The organism is Pseudoxanthomonas sp. USHLN014 (assembly GCF_037153335.1).
In the GTDB taxonomy this organism is placed as follows: Bacteria; Pseudomonadota; Gammaproteobacteria; order Xanthomonadales; family Xanthomonadaceae; genus Pseudoxanthomonas_A; species Pseudoxanthomonas_A winnipegensis.
Genome location: NZ_JBBCKO010000018.1, coordinates 1 through 19,523, shown reverse-complemented (window position 1 = coordinate 19,523; position 19,523 = coordinate 1). Strand labels below are relative to the sequence as shown.

At 68.4% G+C, this 19,523-nt stretch carries 16 protein-coding genes and 8 tRNA genes; 10 read left to right on the top strand and 14 right to left on the bottom strand.

Translation table 11 applies throughout. From position 1 onward, the window contains the following. Positions 1-7 precede the first annotated feature (7 nt). A complete protein-coding gene (locus WFQ05_RS20180; RefSeq protein ID WP_130520013.1) occupies positions 8-712 on the top strand; it encodes a PP2C family serine/threonine-protein phosphatase in 705 nt (234 codons plus the stop codon). A gap of 311 nt (positions 713-1,023) precedes the next feature. Here the strand turns inward: WFQ05_RS20180 and dnaQ are convergent, their stop codons facing one another. From dnaQ to WFQ05_RS20160, 4 genes are read right to left on the bottom strand one after another with little or no spacing between them, the layout of a single operon-like run. Next, positions 1,024-1,779 (bottom strand): DNA polymerase III subunit epsilon, encoded by a 756-nt coding sequence (gene dnaQ / locus WFQ05_RS20175; RefSeq protein ID WP_337055155.1) that lies wholly within the window; start codon positions 1,777-1,779, stop codon positions 1,024-1,026. Positions 1,780-1,782: 3 nt separating this feature from the next. Beyond that, positions 1,783-2,334 carry a GNAT family N-acetyltransferase gene (locus tag WFQ05_RS20170; RefSeq protein ID WP_337055154.1) on the bottom strand — a complete coding sequence of 184 codons (552 nt, stop codon included), beginning with the start codon at positions 2,332-2,334 and terminating at the stop codon, positions 1,783-1,785. Next, entirely contained in the window at positions 2,331-2,780 is a 450-nt protein-coding gene (gene rnhA / locus WFQ05_RS20165; RefSeq protein WP_130520007.1) for a ribonuclease HI, read from the bottom strand. The genes WFQ05_RS20170 and rnhA overlap by 4 nt, the downstream gene beginning before the upstream one ends. Before the next feature lie 17 nt (positions 2,781-2,797). Then, positions 2,798-3,433, bottom strand: coding sequence for a methyltransferase domain-containing protein (locus WFQ05_RS20160; protein ID WP_337055153.1), 636 nt, complete (start codon positions 3,431-3,433; stop codon positions 2,798-2,800). Positions 3,434-3,480: 47 nt separating this feature from the next. Here WFQ05_RS20160 and gloB point away from each other — a divergent pair, with 47 nt between their 5' ends. From gloB to WFQ05_RS20145, 3 genes are all read left to right on the top strand, one after another. Next, positions 3,481-4,257 (top strand): hydroxyacylglutathione hydrolase, encoded by a 777-nt coding sequence (gene gloB / locus WFQ05_RS20155; RefSeq protein WP_337055152.1) that lies wholly within the window; start codon positions 3,481-3,483, stop codon positions 4,255-4,257. A 14-nt stretch (positions 4,258-4,271) separates the two neighbouring features. After that, a complete protein-coding gene (locus tag WFQ05_RS20150) occupies positions 4,272-5,429 on the top strand; it encodes a transglycosylase SLT domain-containing protein (RefSeq protein WP_337055151.1) in 1,158 nt (385 codons plus the stop codon). 64 nt (positions 5,430-5,493) lie between these two features. Further along, the gene (locus WFQ05_RS20145) at positions 5,494-6,285 is read left to right on the top strand and encodes an enoyl-ACP reductase (protein ID WP_130519999.1); all 792 of its coding nucleotides are present in this window, start codon (positions 5,494-5,496) and stop codon (positions 6,283-6,285) included. Positions 6,286-6,551: 266 nt separating this feature from the next. Here the strand turns inward: WFQ05_RS20145 and WFQ05_RS20140 are convergent, their stop codons facing one another. The 9 genes from WFQ05_RS20140 to tig all read right to left on the bottom strand — a co-directional run bounded on the left by WFQ05_RS20140 (position 6,552) and on the right by tig (position 15,947). After that, complete coding sequence (locus WFQ05_RS20140; RefSeq protein WP_337055150.1) at positions 6,552-8,522, bottom strand: SurA N-terminal domain-containing protein; 1,971 nt, start codon at positions 8,520-8,522, stop codon at positions 6,552-6,554. Between the two features lie 432 nt (positions 8,523-8,954). Further along, a tRNA-Asp gene (locus tag WFQ05_RS20135) sits at positions 8,955-9,031 on the bottom strand. Between the two features lie 84 nt (positions 9,032-9,115). Then, a tRNA-Asp gene (locus WFQ05_RS20130) sits at positions 9,116-9,192 on the bottom strand. Between the two features lie 27 nt (positions 9,193-9,219). Next, positions 9,220-9,294 (bottom strand) — tRNA-Val (locus WFQ05_RS20125). A gap of 16 nt (positions 9,295-9,310) precedes the next feature. After that, on the bottom strand, positions 9,311-9,583 hold the full coding sequence (locus WFQ05_RS20120) for an HU family DNA-binding protein (protein WP_130519995.1): 273 nt from the start codon (positions 9,581-9,583) through the stop codon (positions 9,311-9,313). Positions 9,584-9,793: 210 nt separating this feature from the next. Next, entirely contained in the window at positions 9,794-12,235 is a 2,442-nt protein-coding gene (gene lon / locus WFQ05_RS20115; RefSeq protein WP_337055149.1) for an endopeptidase La, read from the bottom strand. Positions 12,236-12,380: 145 nt separating this feature from the next. Beyond that, the gene (gene clpX, locus WFQ05_RS20110) at positions 12,381-13,667 is read right to left on the bottom strand and encodes an ATP-dependent Clp protease ATP-binding subunit ClpX (RefSeq protein WP_130519991.1); all 1,287 of its coding nucleotides are present in this window, start codon (positions 13,665-13,667) and stop codon (positions 12,381-12,383) included. A 232-nt stretch (positions 13,668-13,899) separates the two neighbouring features. Further along, positions 13,900-14,526 carry an ATP-dependent Clp endopeptidase proteolytic subunit ClpP gene (clpP, locus tag WFQ05_RS20105; RefSeq protein ID WP_130519989.1) on the bottom strand — a complete coding sequence of 209 codons (627 nt, stop codon included), beginning with the start codon at positions 14,524-14,526 and terminating at the stop codon, positions 13,900-13,902. A 128-nt stretch (positions 14,527-14,654) separates the two neighbouring features. Continuing rightward, entirely contained in the window at positions 14,655-15,947 is a 1,293-nt protein-coding gene (gene tig / locus WFQ05_RS20100) for a trigger factor (RefSeq protein WP_306992960.1), read from the bottom strand. A gap of 262 nt (positions 15,948-16,209) precedes the next feature. Between tig and WFQ05_RS20095 the strand changes: the two genes are divergently transcribed. The 6 genes from WFQ05_RS20095 to WFQ05_RS20070 all read left to right on the top strand — a co-directional run bounded on the left by WFQ05_RS20095 (position 16,210) and on the right by WFQ05_RS20070 (position 17,774). Then, positions 16,210-16,286: transfer RNA gene (locus WFQ05_RS20095), tRNA-Pro, on the top strand. A gap of 44 nt (positions 16,287-16,330) precedes the next feature. Further along, positions 16,331-16,407: transfer RNA gene (locus WFQ05_RS20090), tRNA-Arg, on the top strand. Between the two features lie 36 nt (positions 16,408-16,443). Further along, positions 16,444-16,520: transfer RNA gene (locus WFQ05_RS20085), tRNA-His, on the top strand. A gap of 73 nt (positions 16,521-16,593) precedes the next feature. Next, positions 16,594-16,669: transfer RNA gene (locus WFQ05_RS20080), tRNA-Lys, on the top strand. A gap of 209 nt (positions 16,670-16,878) precedes the next feature. After that, positions 16,879-16,964, top strand: a tRNA-Leu gene (locus tag WFQ05_RS20075). A gap of 33 nt (positions 16,965-16,997) precedes the next feature. Then, entirely contained in the window at positions 16,998-17,774 is a 777-nt protein-coding gene (locus WFQ05_RS20070) for a Bax inhibitor-1/YccA family protein (protein WP_337055148.1), read from the top strand. Positions 17,775-17,893: 119 nt separating this feature from the next. Here the strand turns inward: WFQ05_RS20070 and WFQ05_RS20065 are convergent, their stop codons facing one another. Further along, entirely contained in the window at positions 17,894-18,901 is a 1,008-nt protein-coding gene (locus WFQ05_RS20065) for an isocitrate dehydrogenase (RefSeq protein WP_130529136.1), read from the bottom strand. Positions 18,902-19,523 lie beyond the last annotated feature (622 nt).

The following is a 19,523-nucleotide window of genomic DNA, read 5'->3' as shown; positions in this document are numbered from 1 at the left end:
GCGCCACATGATCGAGTTCGGACACCTCAGCCACGTCGGCCTGCGGCGCGCCCTGAACGAAGACACCTATTACGGCGACAGCGCGCTCGGCCTGTGGCTGGTCGCCGACGGCATGGGCGGCCACGCCTGCGGTGAAGTCGCCAGCGCCCTGGCGCGCGAGACCATCGTGCGCGAGATCAACGCAGGCGCCGCGCTGGGCCAGGCCATCCGCGTGGCCGACGAGGAGATCATCCGCACCTCGCGCCGGCGCAACGACTCCCTGCCGATGGGCACCACCGTGGTGGCCGCGCGCGTGCAGGGCAACCGCTTCGAGGTGGCCTGGGTCGGCGACAGCCGCGCCTACCTGTGGCGCGACGGCCAGCTGGCCCAGCTCAGCCAGGACCACAGCTACGTGCAGGAACTGATCGCCCAGGGCGCGCTGACCAGCGAGCAGGCGCGCTCGCATCCGCATCGCAACGTGGTCACCCAGGCGCTGGGGGTGACCGACCCGGCGCAGCTCAATGTCGAGACGCTGACCGGCGAGTTCCGCCCCGGCATGCAGCTGCTGCTGTGCAGCGATGGCCTGACCGAGGAAGTAGACGACCGCGGCATCGCCGCGATCCTGCGCCAGGACGACTGCAGCGCGCAGGAATGCGTGGACGCGCTGATCGCCGCCGCGCTCGACGGCGGCGGCTCGGACAACGTCACCGCGATCCTGGTGCGCTGCGGCTGAGTAGGGCGAGGCAGCGCCGGCCTGGCCTGGCGTCTCGCTGTGTGTGTCCTGGAGTTTGAAGTGAGGCGAAGCCGCCTCAGGAAGTTTCGCCTCTCCGCCGTGCCTCGCAGGAGCGGCCGCGCATTTCGAGCCACCCACGCACCCACCCACCGCCGTCATTCCCGCGAAGGCGGGAATCCAGTGGCTTTCACCTGCAGCGCTACAGGCGCTGGGCTTTCGCGGGAATGACGGAAGGGTTGGTCCTCTCCACGTTTGGACCTGCAGACCCGCCTCGGGGCATTCGCCGCCCTGCCCCAGGCCTCCCAGCCCCCTCAGGCGACCGCAGCGGCCTCGGCGTTGGCCAGCGCCGGCGGCGCCTCGATCAGATCCCACAGGCACGGCCCGCCGGCCTTGGCGCGCAGCTTCTCCAGGCGCTTGGCGTGCGCCTCCAGCTCGCCGGCGGTCGGCGTCACCCGCGCGCGCAGGCCGACATTGCTGGCATCGAAGGCGTGCACCACCGGCGCGGCATGCGCGCCGCCCTCGTCGAAGCTGCCGAAGCCGATCTCCTCCTGGCCGGAGGTCAGCGCGATGTAGACATCGGCCAGGATCTGCGCGTCGAGCAGGCCGCCGTGCAGGTGGCGGTGGGTGTTGTCCACGCCCAGGCGCTTGCACAGCGCATCGAGCGAGTTGCGCTGGCCCGGGTAGCGCTCGCGCGCCATGGCCAGGGTGTCCACCACGGTGCAGTAGTCGGTGAAGCGGCCATACTGCGCGCCGAGGCGCGCCAGCTCGCTGTCCAGGAAACCCACGTCGAACGAGGCGTTGTGGATGATCACCTCGGCGCCGCGCACGTAGTCCAGGAACTCCTCGACGATCTCCTCGAACGCCGGCTTGTCGGCCAGGAACTCCAGCGTCAGCCCGGTCACTTCCTGCGCGCCGGGTTCGAACTCGCAATCGGGCCTGAGGTACTTGTGGAAGTTGTGGCCGCTGGGGCGGCGCTCGATCAGCTCGACCGCGCCGATCTCGACGACGCGGTTGCCCTTCTTCCATTCCAGGCCGGTGGTTTCGGTGTCCAGGATGATCTGGCGCATGGCCTAGCGGTCCTCGTGCAGCGTGATGGAGAACTGCCGCAGCGGATGGTCCAGGCCGGGCAGCTGGGCCATTGTCTCAAACACGAAGCCCAGGCGGTCCATCACCGTCAGGGATGCGGTGTTGGTGGGGTTGACCAGCGCCAGCACGCGCGGCAGGCGCAGCACGTCGCGCGCGTGGTCCAGCACCGCGCGCGCGGCCTCGGTGGCGTAGCCCTTGCCGCGCGCCTCGGGCAGCAGCGCATAGCCCAGGTCCGGCGCGGGCAGGTATTCGCGCGTGACCAGGCCGGTCTGGCCGATATCGCGGCCGCTCGCGGCTTCCACCACCCGGCACAGGCCCAGGCCGTTGGCGGCGCGATACACCAGCGGCCCGCGCCGCACCGCCTCGCGCGCCGTGGCCAGGTCGCGCACGCCGGCGTCGCGGACCTGGGCGATGAAGTCGGCATCGTTGAGCACCGCCAGCATCAGCGCCGCATCGCGCTCGCTGTCGGTGGGCAGGTGCAGGGTCAGGCGCGCGCTGCGCAGCGCCGGTGTCTGTTCGGGCGCCGGGGCACTCACGCCGCCGCACCGTCGCGCACGGCGATGGCCGCGTTGCGCGCCAGGACGTCCACGCGCTCGTTGTCTGCGTCGCCCGAATGCCCCTTCACCCAGCGCCAGTCGATCTGATGGCGCTGGGTGGCCGCGTGCAGGCGCTCCCACAGCTCGCGGTTCTTGACCGCGCCGCCGGCGGCGGTCTTCCACTGCTTGCGGATCCAGCCGGGCATCCATTCGGTGATGCCCTGGCGCACGTACTGCGAGTCGGTGATCAGGATCACCTGGCAGGGCTCGGTCAGGGCCTCCAGCGCCATGATCGCGGCCATCAGCTCCATGCGGTTGTTTGTGGTATGCGCCTCGCCGCCGAACAGCTCGCGTTCGATGCGGCCGTAGCGCAGCAGCGCGGCCCAGCCGCCGGGCCCGGGATTGCCCAGGCACGAGCCGTCGGAATGGATGGTGATCTGTTTCATGGAGCTGTCCGTGGAAGTCAGGCCGGCACCGCGTCGGGCTGCCATCGCGGCGGCCGGGCGGGCGAGAGGATCAGGTCGGGGCCGCGCTTGTCGGCCTGCAGCAGGCACACCGCCCGCATCATGTCCGGCGCGCGGCCGTCGTTGCGCCAGGCCGGCCCCAGCCACTGCGGGGGATGGGCCTCGCAGTCCAGCCCGGCCTGCAGCAGTAGCCGGCGCCAGCGCCCGGGGTTGCGCACCGACAGGCCGGTGCGGCGCCAGCGCAGGCGGTACGGGCTGACCGGATTGAGCGTGAACAGCCACAGCCGGCCGCCCGGCTCGAGCACGCGCGCGCATTCGGCCAGCACACCGCGCGCGCCGTTCTCCGGCACGTGCTGCACCACCACCGCGCTGAAGCTGTCCGAGGCCAGCGGCAGGCTGGGCCCGCAGCGCAGCGGGCCGTCGAAGCTGCCGCCGGAGGCCTGCAGCGCCAGGCCGGCGGCCACCACCGAGACGCCCGCGCCGGCGCCGGGATGCAGCCACAGCGTGGGCGCGGCGGCCTTGGCGGCCAGCAGGGAGGCGATGCGCGGCTGTTCAGCCGCCAGCAGGCGCTGTCCGTCCGCGGTCCCGAACCACGCCAGGGGCTCGGGTTGACGTTGGGAGGCGGCGGCAGGCATGGTCGGGGATTGTAGAGGACGCCCCCGCGTCTGCCGACCGATCCATGATGCCGAGCCTGACCGCGCTGCGCGCCTTCGACGACAACTACATCTGGGTGCTGCGCGGCGATGCCGGGCAGTCCCTGATCGTCGACCCGGGCCAGGCCGCGCCGGTGCTGGAGGCCGCCGCGCAAGGCCTGGCGCCGGCTGCGATCCTGCTCACCCACCACCATGACGACCATATCGGCGGCGTGCCCGAACTGCTGGCGCGCTGGCCCGGGCTGCCGGTAATCACCGCCGACGATGACCGCATCGTCACCGCGACCCACCGCGTGGGCGATGGCGAAACCTTCGAGGCCGCGGGCATGAGGTTCCAGGCGCTGTTCGTGCCCGGGCACACCCGCAGCCACGTCGCCTTTCACCGGCTGGCCGAGGGCGGCGAGCTGTTCAGCGGCGATACCTTGTTCAGCCTGGGCTGCGGGCGCCTGTTCGAAGGCACGCCGGCGCAGATGCTGACCTCGCTGAACCGGCTCGCCGGGCTGCCCGGGGACACGCCGGTGTGCTGCGGCCATGAGTACACCGCCAGCAACGCCGCCTTCGCACTGGCGGTCGAACCGGGCAACGCGGCCCTGCGGCAGCGCGCCGACCAGGTGCGCGCCCTGCGCGCCCAGGGCCGGCCGAGCCTGCCGGTCAGCCTGGCCGAGGAACGCGCGACCAACCCGTTCCTGCGCGTGGACGTTCCCGAGGTCGCCCAGGCGGTGGACGCCTGGCTGGGGCATCGGGCCGATGACCGGGTGGAGACCTTCGCCGGGCTGCGGCGCTGGAAGGACGGCTTCCGCGCGTGAGGCGGGTGGCGGCCGTGTGTCTGCTGGCCCTGGCTGGCGGCGTCTCCCCGGGCTGGGCGCAGCAGGCGACCGACGCGCCGGCCGAGGCGCGCGGGGCCGGGACTGCGCCGGCCGATGCAGGCGTCGATCCGGCGCAGCAGAGCGTGGATGGCGGCGAGATCTTCCGCCAGTTCCGCGAGGGGCTGGCCGAACCCAGCTGCACCGCGCAGGCCAGCGATGCGCAGTACCGGCGCAACTTCGCCCACGCACCGAACCGGCTGGCCGATCGGGACGACGACATCCTGCCGCTGTTCGGCTACGTGGTCGGCGCGATGCGCCAGGCCGGCCTGCCGACCGAGTACGCGCTGATCCCCTTCGTGGAGAGCGGCTACCACCCGGGCGCCGCCAACGGCGCGGGCCCGGCCGGCCTGTGGCAGTTCGTCTCGCTGACCGCGCGCAACCACGGCGTGCGCATGCGCAAGGGCTACGACGGGCGGCTGTCGCCGGTGGAATCGACCCAGGCGGCGGTGCGCTATCTCAAGACGCTGCACGACATGTTCGACGGCAACTGGCGCCTGGCGATCATGGCCTACAACGCCGGCGAGAACCGCATCGTGCAGGCGGTGCGTCGCGCCGGCCGCGGCACGGCGATGGAACGGCCCACGACGCTGCCCGGGGTCTCGCGCAACACCGCCGCCTACGTGGACAAGCTGCACGCGCTGGCCTGTGTGCTCGAGGACGCGGGGGAGCGCCCGGAGTGGCTGGCCTCGCTCGCGCGGCCGGTCGCGCATCTGCAGGCCACGGCGCTGCCGGCCGACTACGGCTCGCTCTCGGCCTGGGCCGCGCGCGAGGGCCGCGACGTGGACCAGATCGCCGGCCTCAATCCGGCGCTGTCGCGCCTGCGCGGCGGCCTGGGCGGCGAGACGATGTGGGTGTTGGCCGGCCCGCGCACCGGCACGCCGGCGGTGGCCGCGGATCTGCGTGCGCTGGGCGGCGGCGACGCGGCTCCCGCGTCGTCCAGTGCGCCGGCCGAACCGCCGGCCACGCACACGGTGGTGCGCGGCGAGACGCTCTCGGCCATCGCTCGCCGCTACGGCCTGGCCACCGCGCAGCTGATCCGCTGGAACGCGCTGGGCAAGCGGGCGCTGATCAAGCCGGGCATGGTGCTGAAGCTGGCCGATCCGCTGCGCTGAGACCCGCATCCTTGGGCGATGGCAGAATGGCCGTCTCGTTTTCGGCCCGCACGCGAGAGGCGCAATGGGGTTCCTGCAAGGCAAACGTGTCCTGATCACCGGCATCGCGTCGGACCGCTCCATCGCCTGGGGCATCGCCGAGGCCATGCATCGCCAGGGGGCCGAACTGGCGTTCACCTACCAGAACGACAAGCTCAAGCCGCGCGTGCTGCAGGCGGCGACCACCTTCGGCAGCGAGATCGCGCTGCCGCTGGACGTGGCCGACGATGCGCAGATCGATGCGTGCTTCGAGGCGCTGGCCGAGCACTGGGACAGCCTGGACGTGCTGGTGCATGCCATCGCCTTCGCGCAGGGCGAGGCCATCGCCGGTGAGTTCCTCGATGGCCTGACGCGGGAGAACTTCGCCGAGGCCCACGACATCTCGGCCTATTCGCTGGCCGCCCTCGCCCACGCGGCGCGGCCGCTGATGCGGGGCCAGCAGGGTGCGATCCTGACGCTGAGCTATCTCGGCGCGCAGCGTGCGCTCTACAACTACAACCTGATGGGCGTGGCCAAGGCCAGCCTGGAGGCGACCGTGCGCTATCTGGCGCTCAACCTCGGCCCCGAAGGCACGCGCGTCAACGCCATCTCCGCCGGGCCGATCAAGACGCTGGCCGCTTCGGGCATCGCGGGCTTCCGCAAGACGCTCAGCTATGTCGAGGAACATGCGCCGCTGCGCCGCAACGTCTCCATCGACGATGTGGGCAATGCGGCGGCGTTCCTGTGCTCGGATCTGGCCGCCGGCATCACCGGCGAGATCACCTATGTCGATGCCGGTTACAACATCCTGGGGATGAGCGGGGTCGATGGCGGCTGAGCTCATGCTTCAATGAGCTCATCTGCCGATTTAGGATCGCGGCGCACTGATGCGTTGGCTTCGGAAGCGCAGTGGCGAGGTCGCCATGGAGCGCGGACCGAGCCGAGGAGTCACGTCCGGCTGGATCTAGACGCGTTGGCCAAGTCAGTTCATCCGCTCCACGCTCATTGGAGCCAATCGGTGCACGCCCCAACACACCGGCGAGCACGAAAAAGCCGCGCCTGTCAGCCAGGCGCGGCTTTCGATGTCGTGCGACGAAGACGCGCTTACAGCTTGTCTTCGTGCACCACGACCTTGAACTTGCGGCGCGTGTCCTGGACGTACTGCTGCACGTCCGCGCCCGCGTAGAGCTGGGTGAGCTGCTGGCGCAACTGGTCGCGCTGGGCCTCGGGCAGCTTGGTGGGATCGCCCGGGGTGACCTTGTCCACGGTGAAGACCACGAAGCGGCCGTCTTCCATGCGCACCTTGCCCGGGGTGACCTTGCCGGCCTCGGGCGCGGGCGCGGCGAACAGGGCCTGGCTGCCCTCGCGCCAGGGGATCTGGGCGCCGCGCGGCAGGCCCGGGATCTGCCCGAACTGGTAATGCGCCGCGTCGGCGATGGCCTTGAGGCTCTCGCCCTTCTTCACCCGCGCCAGCACGTCGTCGGCCAGCTTTTCGGCGGCCTTCTCGGCGCGGTCAGCGCGCACGGCGGCCACGACCTGGTCCTTGACCTTGTCCAGCGGCTGGTCGGTCGCCTCGCTGTGGTCGGTCACGCGCACCACCAGGGCGTGCGTATCGTCGATCTTGATCAGCTGGCTGGCGGTGCGGTCGGCGATCTGCTGCTCGTCGAACACCACGCGCAGCACCTGCGGGTTGGCCAGCAGGCCCGGCGCATCGCCGCGCGAGAACGGGCCGGCCTTCTGCACCTGCAGTCCGGCGGCCTGGGCGCCGGCGGCGAGCGAGTCCGGGTTGTCCAGCGTGGCGGTGACCAGCTTGCCGGCCACGTCGTTGTAGTGCTTGGCGTCGGCTTCCTTCTGCGCCTCGGCGGCCAGCTGCGCGCGCACGTCCTCGAAGGGCTTGGCGGACTGGCCCTTGACCTCGCGCAGCTTGATCACGTGATAGCCGAACTCGCTCTTGATCGGGCCCACCACCTCGCCCGGCTTGGCGATGCCGAACAGGGCCTGTTCGAACGGGCCGACCATCATCCCGCGCGTCACCCAGCCCAGGTCGCCGCCGTTCTCGGCCGAGCCCGGGTCCTGCGAATTGGCCTTGGCCAGCGCGGCGAAGTCCGCGCCCGGCGCCTTGGCCTGTTCGGCCAGCTTGGCCGCCTTGTCCTCGGCCGCCTTCTGCGCGGCCGCATCGGCGCCGGCGGGCACCGAGATCAGGATGTGCGAGGCCAGGCGCTGCTCGGTGGAGAAGCGCGCGGTATCGGCCTCGTAGCGCTTGCGCAGCTCGGCCTCGTCGACGACCGGCGCGGGCGGCAGCTTGGACGCGTCGACCTCGACGTACTCCACGCTGACCTGTTCGGGCTTGCGGAAGTCGACGCGGTGGGCGTCGTACCACTGCTTGGCCTGGGCATCGGTGACCGGTGCGGTGTCCGGGGTCGGCGCCGGCAGGGTGGCCAGGGTCACATCGCGCGTCTCGCCCATCAGCTTGAAGAACTGGTCCATCTGCTGATCGGTGACGAAGCTGCTCATCGCCAGGCCCTGCGGCACCAGGGAGATGGTCATGTCCTGGCGCAGCTGCTGCTGGTAGGTGGTCGGGGTCAGGCCGTTCTGCTGCAGGATCGCGGCGTAGGTGGCGCCGTCGAACTTGCCGCCCTGCTGGAAGCTGGCGTCCGAGGCGATCGCTTCGCGCAGCGCGGCATCGCTCACCGCCACGCCGTCCCGCGTGGCGGCCAGCTCGACGACCTTGCGGTCGATCAGGTCGTCCAGGATCTTGCGCTTGTTGGCGGCCGAGTCGAACTCGCGGGCGTCGAAGGCATCGCGCTGCTGCGCCTGCTGGCGGCGGCGTGCGTCGCTCACGGCGCGCTGATAGTCCTGCACGCTGATGTCGGCGTGCTGCCACAGCAGCGAGAGCGGCGGCCACGACGGGGCCGAGGGCCACCAGGTCGGCGGGGCCTGCACGCGTGCCACGGAGGAATCCGGACCACCGCTCATGTACTCGTTCACGCCCACGAAGGCGAACGGAACGATCAGCAGGCCCATCACCACGGTGGCGATCCAGCCTGAGGTCTTTTCGCGAAGAGTCTGCAGCATCGAGTCGTTAGGTCAGGTTCGGCAAGCCGCGCAGTTTAGCGTGGTTCCACGCGCAATGCCGCCGGCTTGGCCGCTCCTGACGCCATGCTCAGCCGAAGGAAAAGACTCTCCTCCGGTCCGGGGCCGGGCGTGGGGCGTTTGGCTTCGGAGGGGCAGCGATCCGGCGGGCGGTGGCCGCTTGTCCCTCGATCAGGGCATCCTGCCCTGCCTTAAGGCGCTCGGCTCCTGCCTCGCTAGTGGCGGCCACCGCCCGCCGGACCGCCGCCTCGCCGCGTTACGCCTTAAGACTTCGGGTGGAGAGAAATCCCAGTCATCTGCCGAGTAACCGCACACGATCGTGTCGAGGCTGGCGAAATGTGTTTGCCCGCGCCGCGTGCGGTGAAGCACAAAAGAAAACGCCCGCCGGGGTCGCCGGCGGGCGCTTTGAACAACTGGCGGAGTGGACGGGACTCGAACCCGCGACCTCCGGCGTGACAGGCCAGCATTCTAACCGACTGAACTACCACTCCGCGCTTGAAACGCTTTGCACAACATCTGCCTTCACCCTTCGGGGAAAGCAAAGCCCCCAATCGCTCGGGGGCTTTTGGAACAACTGGCGGAGCGGACGGGACTCGAACCCGCGACCTCCGGCGTGACAGGCCAGCATTCTAACCGACTGAACTACCGCTCCGCGCTTGAAACTCTTGGCTGTGGTGCTTGGTGGGTGCTGAGGGTTTCGAACCCCCGACCCTCTCCGTGTAAAGGAGACGCTCTACCGCTGAGCTAAGCACCCTGGCGAGCTGAGCGGGTTAGTTTACAGCGTCCTTCAGAGCCTTGCCAGCCTTGAATGCAGGATTCTTCGAAGCGGCGATTTCGATGTTCTCGCCGGTCTTCGGGTTGCGGCCCGTACGCGCGGCGCGGCCACGCACCTGGAAGGTGCCGAAGCCCACGATGGTGACCGAGTCGCCGCCCTTCAGCGCTTCGGTGATGCTGGCCACGACGGCGTCGACGGCACGGGTGGAATCAGCCTTGCTCAGGTCGGAACGGCTGGCGACAGCCTCGATCAATTCGGCTTTGTTCATTGCGATAACTCCATGTGCGGTATGCAACCGCTGAATGTGTGACCGGCCCGGGGCTTGCGCCACGTCGGGCCGGTTGGATCCCACTGCGAACGACCGTTGGGGACGTCCTTGGGTGCGGCTTTTATACCAGCCGCACCCCGGTGCCGCAACCGAAAAACCTAATAACGGCGCGGGTTTCAGCGCGTTTTAGGTTTCATGAAGCGCGCAAAGTCAATGCTTGACATCGCGCTGCGGCGCACGCTTGGCCGGCTGCGGCACCTCCACGCCCTTGTCGCCTTCCGAGCCGCCGACCGGCCCGACCGGGCGCTCCAGCGCCAGGTCCAGCACCTCGTCGATCCACTTCACCGGCACGATCTCCATGCCCTTGAGCACCGACTCGGGGATGTCCGCCAGGTCCTTGCGGTTCTCCTCGGGGATGATCACGGTGGTGATGCCACCGCGCATGGCGGCGAGCAGTTTCTCCTTCAGGCCACCGATGGCCGAGACGCGGCCGCGCAGGGTGATCTCACCGGTCATCGCCACTTCGGCCTTGACCGGATTGCGCGTCAGCGTGGACACCAGCGCGGTCACCATCGCGATGCCGGCGCTCGGGCCGTCCTTGGGCGTGGCGCCATCGGGCACGTGCAGATGCACGTCCTGCTTCTGCAGGAACTCGGTATCGATGCCGAGGCTCTCGGCGCGCGAACGCACCACCGACAGCGCGGCCGAGGCCGATTCCTTCATCACATCGCCCAGCTGACCGGTCAGCGTCATGCCGCCCTTGCCCGGCACCAGCGTGACCTCGATCTGCAGCAGGTCGCCGCCGACCTCGGTCCAGGCCAGGCCGGTGACCAGGCCGATCTCGTTGGCTTCCTCGGCGCGGCCGAAGTCGAAGCGGCGCACGCCCTGGTACTTCTCCAGGTTCTTCTCGGACACCACGATGCGCGCCTGGCCCTTCTTGGCCTTCTTCTCCAGCTGCGGGCCGGCCAGCGCGATCTCCTTGACCACCTTGCGGCAGATCTTGGCGATCTCGCGCTCCAGGCTGCGCACGCCGGATTCGCGCGTGTAGTAGCGCACGATGTCGCGCACCGCGCTTTCCTCTATCTTCAGCTCATCGGGCTTGAGGCCGTTGGCCTTGAGCTGCTTGGGCACCAGGTAGCGCTGGGCGATGTTGAGCTTCTCCTCCTCGGTATAGCCGGGGATGCGGATCACTTCCATGCGGTCCAGCAGCGGGCCGGGGATGTTGAGCGAGTTGGAAGTCGCCACGAACATCACATCCGACAGGTCCAGGTCCACTTCCAGGTAGTGGTCGTTGAAGGTGTGGTTCTGCTCGGGGTCGAGCACTTCCAGCAGGGCCGAGGACGGATCGCCGCGGAAGTCCATCGACATCTTGTCGATCTCGTCCAGCACGAACAGCGGGTTCTTGGTGCCGACCTTGTTGAGGTTCTGCACGATGCGGCCCGGCATCGAGCCGACGTAGGTGCGGCGATGGCCGCGGATCTCGGCCTCGTCGCGCACGCCGCCCAGCGCCATGCGCACGAACTTGCGGTTGGTGGCCTTGGCGATGGACTGGCCCAGCGAGGTCTTGCCCACGCCCGGCGGCCCGACCAGGCACAGAATCGGGCCCTTCATCTGCTTCACGCGCGACTGCACGGCGAGGTACTCGAGGATGCGCTCCTTGACCTTCTCCAGACCATAGTGGTCGGCGTCCAGCGTCTCCTGGGCGACCTTGAGGTCCTTGCGCACCTTGGAGCGCTTCTTCCACGGCACGCCGAGGATCCAGTCCAGGTAGTTGCGCACCACCGCGGCCTCGGCCGACATCGGCGACATCTGCTTGAGCTTGTTGAGCTCGTTGCGCGCCTTGGTCTCCACGGCCTTGGGCATGCCGGCCGCGGCGATCTTGCGGGTCAGCTCCTCCAGTTCGTTGGGCGCGTCGTCCAGCTCGCCCAGCTCCTTCTGGATCGCCTTCATCTGCTCGTTGAGGTAGTACTCGCGCTGGGACTTCTCCATCTGCGACTTGACCCGGCCGCGGATGCGCTTCTCCAGCTGCTGCACGTCGATCTCGCCGTCGACGAAGCCGACCAGCAGCTCCAGCCGCTCGCCGACCGGGATGGTCTCCAGCAGGCGCTGCTTGTCGCTCAGGCGCACGCCCAGGTGCGCGGCGATGGTGTCGGCCAGGCGGCCTGGCTCGTCGATGCCGGCCAGGGTCTGCAGCAGCTCCGGCGGCAGCTTGCGGTTGGTCTTGACGTACTGCTCGAACAGGCTCATCAGCGAACGCGCGACGGCCTCGATCTCGCGCGATTCGGCGGCCTCGTCGGTGTCGATCTCCTCGCCCTGCCCGTACAGCGACTGCTCGCGTTCGACGATCTCGCTGACCGCCACGCGCGCGATGCCCTCGACCAGCACCTTGATCGTGCCGTCGGGCAGCTTCAGCAGCTGCAGCACCTGGGCCAGGGTGCCGATCTGGTAGAGGTCGGCCGCGGTCGGGTCGTCGGTGTCGGCCGACTTCTGCGCGACCAGCAGGATGCGCTTGTCGGCGGCCATGGCCTGCTCCAGCGCGCGCATCGACTTGTCGCGGCCGACGAACAACGGGATGACCATGTGCGGGAAGACCACCACGTCGCGCAGCGGCAGCACGGGCAGGTCCAGGATCTGGGGTTCGGTACGGGCCATGGGGGCTCCAGGAAAGTGCGGGGAGGCAGGCTGGGAAGCAGTGCGAACACGTGCCGCAAAAATGCCAATGGCCCCGTTATGGGGCCATTGGCTGGGCGATGCAAGCGAGAATCCGGAGCCCGTTGGCGATCAAGGACTTACCCGATCATTCGGCCGATGCGACCTTGGGCGCGGCCGGCGGATTCTGGTAGATCAGGTAGGGCTCGGACTTGTGCTCGATCACCGACTCGTCCACCACCACCTTGCCGACGTTTTCCAGCGACGGCAGGTCGTACATGGTGTCCAGCAGCACCGACTCGACGATGGTGCGCAGGCCGCGGGCGCCGGTCTTGCGCTTGAGCGCCTTGCGCGCGATCGCCGACAGCGCGTCGGGGCGGAATTCCAGCTCCACGCCTTCCATGTCGAACAGCCGCTTGAACTGCTTGGTGATGGCGTTCTTCGGCTCGGTGAGGATCTTCACCAGCGCCGGCTCGTCCAGCTCCTCCAGCGTGGCGACCACCGGCAGGCGGCCGACGAACTCGGGGATCAGGCCGAACTTGATCAGGTCCTCCGGCTCGACCTCGGACAGCACCTTGCCGATCTCCGGCTTCTTCTCCGAGGACTTGACCTTGGCGCCGAAGCCGATGCCGCTGGCCTCGGTCGAACGCGCCTGGATGATCTTGTCCAGGCCGGCGAAGGCACCACCGCAGATGAACAGGATGTTCTTGGTGTCCACCTGCAGGAATTCCTGCTGCGGGTGCTTGCGGCCGCCCTGCGGCGGGACGCTGGCCACGGTGCCTTCGATCAGCTTCAGCAGCGCCTGCTGCACGCCTTCGCCGGACACGTCGCGGGTGATGGACGGGTTTTCGCTCTTGCGCGAGATCTTGTCGATCTCGTCGATGTAGACGATGCCCTGCTGCGCCTTGTCGACGTCGTAGTCGCACTTCTGCAGCAGCTTCTGGATGATGTTCTCCACGTCCTCGCCGACATAGCCGGCCTCGGTCAGCGTGGTCGCATCGGCGATGGTGAACGGCACGTTGAGCAGCCGCGCCAGCGTCTCGGCCAGCAGCGTCTTGCCCGAACCGGTCGGCCCGGCGAGCAGGATGTTGGACTTGGCCAGCTCGACGTCGTCGCTCTTCTGGCGGCTCTCGATGCGCTTGTAGTGGTTGTACACGGCCACGGCGAGCGTGCGCTTGGCGCGCTGCTGGCCGATCACGTACTGGTCGAGCACCTCGAGGATCTCGCGCGGCTTGGGCAGCGAACTGCGCGCCGACTGCGCCTTCTCCTCGAGTTCCTCGCGGATGATGTCGTTGCACAGCTCCACGCATTCATCGCAGATGAACACGCTCGGGCCGGCGATCAGCTTGCGGACCTCGTGCTGGCTCTTTCCGCAGAACGAGCAGTACAGGATTTTGTTGCTCTCGCCGGAACGGCCTTGGCGGTCTTCGCTCATGCTTGTTTTACCCACTCACAGCTGCCCCCGCGGGGGCATTCGATTTCGAGAATAGCACCGGATCGGCGCCGTTGGCGTCTGCCCGCCGCCGCGCCCGGAACGCAGAAATCCGTCTGCAAGTTCCGGGCCCCGGGCCGCCCCGGGCGGCTGGACCGGCTTGAAACGACGCGCGCCGGGTCGTTGCCGCCCGGCGCGCGAGGGCCGAAAGGATCCCGGCCAGCCGGCCGTTCGTTCAGGCAGACTGGATCGACTCGTCCGGACGGCGCTCCAGCACCTCGTCCACCAGGCCGTAGGCCTTGGAGTCCTGGGCGCTCTTGAAGTTGTCGCGCTCGGTGTCGCGGGCGATGGTCTCCAGCGACTGGCCGGTGTGCTTGGCCAGGATCTCGTTGAGCTTGTGGCGCAGGGTCAGGATCTCGCGGGCATGGATGTCGATGTCCGTGGCCTGGCCCTGGAAGCCGCCCAGCGGCTGGTGGATCATCACGCGCGAGTTGGGCAGCGCATAGCGCTTGCCGGCCGCACCGGCCGCCAGCAGCAGCGCGCCCATCGAGGCGGCCTGGCCGACGCAGATGGTGCTCACGTCCGGCTTGATGTACTGCATGGTGTCGTAGATCGCCATGCCGGCGGTGACCACGCCACCGGGCGAGTTGATGTAGAAGCTGATGTCCTTTTCGGGATTCTCGGCCTCGAGGAACAGCATCTGCGCCACGATCACGTTGGCCACGTGGTCGTCGACCGGCCCGACCAGGAAGATCACGCGCTCCTTGAGCAGGCGGGAATAGATGTCGTAGGCGCGCTCGCCGCGGCTGGTCTGCTCGACCACCATCGGAACGAGATTCAAGGCCTTGGTCAGGTTATCCATGGAGTGAGGCACCTTATCGTTGTTGGATCCGTCTCCCCGGGAGGGGACACGTGGATTGCGCTGGATCCCGCCTCACCGCACCGGCCGGCGCCTTTGGGGCGCCGGACCGATGGCGAAACCGGGGACCGTTACTGCCGGATCGCGTCCTGGAAGGACAGGCCCTGTTCGGTGTGCTGGGCGCGCTCGGCGATCCAGTCGATCACCTGCTCCTCCATCACACGGGACTGCAGCCCAGCCATCATCTGGGGGTCGTTGCGGTACAACTCAATGACCTGCTCGGGCTCCTCGTAGGTGGAGGCGATCAGGCGCAGGGTTTCCTGCACGCGCTTGGGGTCCAGGCGCAGCTCGTTGCGGCGGGCGACCTCGCCCACCAGCAGGCCAACCAGCACGCGCTTGCGCGCCGGGTCCAGGAAGCCCTGGTAGGCGTCGTCGGGCACCTGCACGTTCTGGCCCTGGCGGCGGGCCTGCTCGACCTGCTGGGCCAGCATGGCGCGGGCCTCGTTCTCGACCAGGCGCTCGGGCATCTCGACCGAGGCGTAGGCGGCGATCAGCTGCTCACCCACCTCGCGGCGCAGGCGGTTGGCCAGGGCGCCCTTGAGCTCGCGCTCCAGGTTGGTGCGGATGTCGGCGCGGAACTGGGTCTCGTCGCCGCTCTTGACGCCGAAGCTCTTGATGAAGTCCTTGTCCACCGGCGGCAGCACCGAGGCGGCCACGTCGGTGACCTTCAGGTGCACCTGGACGCTCTTGCCGGCCAGCTGCGGCACGCGCCAGTCGGCCGGGAAGGCGACGGTGATCTCCTTGTCCTCGCCCTTGGACATGCCGACCAGGGCCTGCTCGATGTCGGCGAACATCACGCCCGAGCCGATCAGGGTGGCGCCGGTCTCCACGCCCTCGGCGGGCAGGCGCTCGTCGCCGGCCTGCGACCAGGTCTCCAGCGCGACGCGGTCGCCCTCGGCGGCGGGGCGATCCACCGCCTCGAAGGTGCGGCGCTGCAGGCGCAGGTTCTCGATCATCTGGTCGATGTCGGCGTCGGTCACCTCGGCGGTATGGCGCACGACGTTGAGCTTGGAGACGTCGATCTCGCCGAAGTCCGGCACCACCTCGAAGGTCGCGACCCACTCCAGCTCGCCCTCGCCGGCCGGCTCGAGGCGCGGGTTGCCGGCCAGCTGCAGGGCCTGTTCGCGCACGGCCGAGTCGAAGGTCTCGCGCAGCAGCCCGTCCAGGGCCTCGGCGCGCACCTGCTTGCCGAAGCGCTGCTCGATCACCTTGGCCGGCACCTTGCCCGGGCGGAAGCCCTTGATGCGCACGGTGCGGCTGAGCTCGCGCAGGCGGCCGCCGATGTGGTTGTCCAGGCGCTCGGCCGGCAGCGTGAAGCTCATGCGGCGCCCAAGGCTGCCGGTCGATTCGACGGAAACGGTCATCTCACTTAGCTCCTGCAACCGCGACGCAAGGCTGGTCGCGGGTCATCGTTGTTGAAGGTTGAAGGGGTTGCTTCGGACGCGGGCCGCGGATGCCGCGGTCGGGCCCCTTGCCGAACGCGCTAGTTTCGCCGATCGGGCGCGGTTTGACCACAAATGCGTCCAGGCGCGTTGACAGGTGCACCTCGCATCCAGACAATACGCGTCCTTTCCGGCGGGCAACGTCGGTCAGGGACCGGCGAGTCGCCGGCCCGCACACGGTTTCCGGGGTATAGCGCAGTCTGGTAGCGCGCCTGCTTTGGGAGCAGGATGTCGGGGGTTCGAATCCCTCTACCCCGACCATCCAACGCGGTCCGATCGATGTAGTCCGGATGCGATCCAGCCGGGCGCCCGTAGCTCAACTGGATAGAGCACCGGCCTTCTAAGCCGGCGGTTACAGGTTCGATTCCTGTCGGGCGCGCCAATTCACCGGTGCACGAGGCTGGATGCGGTATCAGTGGTGGCTGTAGCTCAGTTGGTTAGAGTACTGGATTGTGATTCCAGATGTCGGGGGTTCGAGTCCCCTCAGCCACCCCAATCCGCAGCGGTTTTCTTCGACAAGGGTGTTGCACAAACCGAATCATCGCGTATACTGCGCGACCAGTTTTCGGGGCCGTTAGCTCAGTTGGTAGAGCAGTTGACTCTTAATCAATAGGTCCAAGGTTCGAATCCTTGACGGCCCACCAAACAAGAAGGCGTCCAGTGCTCTGGGCGCCTTCTTTCTTTTCCGGCTTCGCAAAGCCGCGCGCTCCGGCGCGGCGCAAGGCAGCGCGGCGACTTCCCCGCCCGCTGGATCCGGCCAGCGCCGCTGCCGCAACGATCGGGCAAACCGAGCACTAACAGCATCGTCAGCGCCTACTGTCGCGATGGACAGGTAGAATGCGCGCGACCTCATGCGAAAGTGGCGGAACTGGTAGACGCACTGGATTTAGGTTCCAGCGGGTAACCCCCGTGCGGGTTCGAGTCCCGCCTTTCGCACCAGCATCATTCGAAGGTATCGCCCAGGGAGGCACCATGATCCGCAGCGGCAATCCGGCTCTGAAAGAGTCCACGTTCCTCGACCTCGGCACCGGCGCGGTGGTCACCCGCGACGGCGGGGCGATGACCCTGAACGGCACGGTCAACAAGACCGGCTTCCTGCTGCTGCTGAGCGTGCTGACCGCGGCCTTCGCCTGGAACCAGTCCACCATCGCCCTGCCCAACGGCGAGATGACGGCGGCCGCCGGCGCAGCGGTCTACGTGATAGGCGGCGCGATCGGCGGCTTCGTGCTGGCGCTGGTGACGGTGTTCAAGAAGGAATGGTCGCCGGTCACCGCGCCGCTGTACGCGCTGGTGGAAGGCTTCTTCCTCGGCTCGGTCTCGGCCCTGTACGAAATGCGCTTCCACGGCGTGGTGTTCCAGGCCGTGCTGCTGACCTTCGGCACGCTGTTCGCGCTGCTGATGGCCTATCGCAGCGGCCTGATCAAGGCGACCGAGAACTTCAAGCTGGGCGTGGTCGCGGCCACCGGCGGCATCATGGTGATGTACCTGGTCTCGATGGTGATGCAGCTGTTCGGCATGAACGTGCCCTACCTGCACGGCTCGGGCGTGGTCAGCATCGGCATCAGCCTGGTCGTGGTGGTGGTGGCCGCGCTGAACCTGGTGCTGGATTTCGACTTCATCGAATCCGGCGTGGACGCCGGCGCGCCCAAGTACATGGAGTGGTACGGCGCCTTCGGCCTGATGGTCACGCTGGTGTGGCTGTACGTGGAGTTCCTGCGTCTGCTGTCCAAGCTGCAGTCGCGGAACTGACGGGAATGGGGAATCGGGAGTGGGGAATGGTGAAAGCCCCTCCTCCCGGCCACTGATCGAAGTGCATGACGAAAAAGGGCGCCGCGAGGCGCCCTTTTTCGTTGCGGGGTCGGCGGGGCTCAGAGGCGGCTGGCGATGGCCTTAGCGAAGCCCATGGTGTTGCCGGTGCCACCCAGATCCGGGGTGACCGAGTCCTTGGCTTCCAGCGTGGCCACGATCGCCTTGCGCAGGCGCGTGGCGTTGTCCGGCTGGCCGATGTGGTCGAGCAGCTGGGCGGCGGCGAGCAGCAGCGCGCAGGGGTTGGCCTTGCCCTGCCCCGCGATGTCCGGCGCCGAGCCGTGCACGGCCTCGAAGATCGCCGCGTTGGTGCCGATGTTGGCGCCCGGGGCCAGGCCCAGGCCGCCGACCAGACCGGCGCACAGATCCGAGAGGATGTCGCCGAACAGGTTGGTGGTCACGATGATGTCGAACTGCTCCGGACGCATCACCAGCTGCATGCAGGTGTTGTCCACGATCATCTCGTTGCACTCGATGTCGGGGTAGTCCTTGGCCACTTCGCGGCCGACCTTGAGGAACAGGCCCGAGGTTGACTTGATGATGTTGGCCTTGTGCACCAAGGTGACCTTCTTGCGGCCGGTGGCACGGGCCAGGTCGAAGGCGTAGCGCACGATGCGCTCGGAGCCCTTGCGGGTCACGCGCGCCATCGACACGGCGGTTTCGCCGTCGGCGGAGACTTCCTGGCCTTCGCTCAGGTAGGCGCCCTCGGTGTTCTCGCGCACCGTGATCAGGTCCACGCCGCTGCCGAAGCGCGACTTGGTGTTGGGGAAGGAGATCGCCGGACGCACGTTGGCGTACAGGTCGAAGTGGCGACGCATGGTCACGTTGATCGAGGTGAAACCCTCGCCCACCGGCGTGGTCAGCGGGCTCTTCAGCGCGACCTTGTTCTTCTCGATCGACGCCAGGGTCGAGGCGGGCAGCAGGTCGCCGTGCTTCTCCAGCGCGACCAGGCCGGCGTCGGCTTCTTCATAGGTCAGGCCGGCCTTGAGTGCGTCGAGCACGTACAGGGTGGCTTCCATGATTTCCGGGCCGATGCCGTCGCCGCGGATGACCGTGATGGTTTGCGTCATTGAGTGGGGATCCAAGCTGTGGCGCGCAGCAGGAGTGCCGCGCGGGGGGCTCGCCAGTATGCAGCGTCGCCCGCTTGCCCTCAAATGCAACCATTGGCGTGGATGCCCTAAATTCCTCTAAATCTTCGGAAAGCCCGCGATCTTGTCGCCAACAATAGGAAAACCATGAGTATGTCGATTCAGGTATGCATTAGGAATGCATACCTGAAGGGCCATAAAAAGTGCCGCCGTGCGCAGGATTGGGGCTCCTTTGCCCCCTCCCTTTCGCCGCAGGCGAAGGGGAGGGCCGGGGTGGGGTGCTGTTGCTGTTGCTTCGGCGGCTTGACCGGGAAAGCCCCGGCCCCTCCCCATCCCTCCCCTGCACTACGCGCAAGGGAGGGGGCCTCAAGTCGATGATTTCCCGTCACTGGCCGCGTTCTGCGTGAAGAAAGAGATCAAACGATTCCGTAAGCCGAAGCCCTATGACCTGACGCGCGAGGCAGCGGGCCGGGGGGGGGGGGGCGGCCCCCCCCGGGCCCGGCGCCCCCCCCCCCCCCCCCCCCCCCGCGCCCCCCGGCCCCCCCCCCCCCCCCCCCCCCCCCCCCCCCCCCCCCGCTGCCCCTCCGAAGCCAGACGCTCAACG

Excerpts from the sequence above, each read along its gene's own strand:
- WFQ05_RS20180 (WP_130520013.1), top strand. The coding sequence starts at position 8 with ATGATCGAGTTCGGACACCTCAGCCACGTCGGCCTGCGGCGCGCCCTG.
- dnaQ (WP_337055155.1), bottom strand. The coding sequence starts at position 1,779 with ATGCGCCAGATCATCCTGGACACCGAAACCACCGGCCTGGAATGGAAG.
- rnhA (WP_130520007.1), bottom strand. The coding sequence starts at position 2,780 with ATGAAACAGATCACCATCCATTCCGACGGCTCGTGCCTGGGCAATCCC.
- WFQ05_RS20160 (WP_337055153.1), bottom strand. The coding sequence starts at position 3,433 with ATGCCTGCCGCCGCCTCCCAACGTCAACCCGAGCCCCTGGCGTGGTTC.
- gloB (WP_337055152.1), top strand. The coding sequence starts at position 3,481 with ATGCCGAGCCTGACCGCGCTGCGCGCCTTCGACGACAACTACATCTGG.
- WFQ05_RS20145 (WP_130519999.1), top strand. The coding sequence starts at position 5,494 with ATGGGGTTCCTGCAAGGCAAACGTGTCCTGATCACCGGCATCGCGTCG.
- WFQ05_RS20140 (WP_337055150.1), bottom strand. The coding sequence starts at position 8,522 with ATGCTGCAGACTCTTCGCGAAAAGACCTCAGGCTGGATCGCCACCGTG.
- WFQ05_RS20120 (WP_130519995.1), bottom strand. The coding sequence starts at position 9,583 with ATGAACAAAGCCGAATTGATCGAGGCTGTCGCCAGCCGTTCCGACCTG.
- lon (WP_337055149.1), bottom strand. The coding sequence starts at position 12,235 with ATGGCCCGTACCGAACCCCAGATCCTGGACCTGCCCGTGCTGCCGCTG.
- clpX (WP_130519991.1), bottom strand. The coding sequence starts at position 13,667 with ATGAGCGAAGACCGCCAAGGCCGTTCCGGCGAGAGCAACAAAATCCTG.
- clpP (WP_130519989.1), bottom strand. The coding sequence starts at position 14,526 with ATGGATAACCTGACCAAGGCCTTGAATCTCGTTCCGATGGTGGTCGAG.
- tig (WP_306992960.1), bottom strand. The coding sequence starts at position 15,947 with ATGACCGTTTCCGTCGAATCGACCGGCAGCCTTGGGCGCCGCATGAGC.
- WFQ05_RS20070 (WP_337055148.1), top strand. The coding sequence starts at position 16,998 with ATGATCCGCAGCGGCAATCCGGCTCTGAAAGAGTCCACGTTCCTCGAC.
- WFQ05_RS20065 (WP_130529136.1), bottom strand. The coding sequence starts at position 18,901 with ATGACGCAAACCATCACGGTCATCCGCGGCGACGGCATCGGCCCGGAA.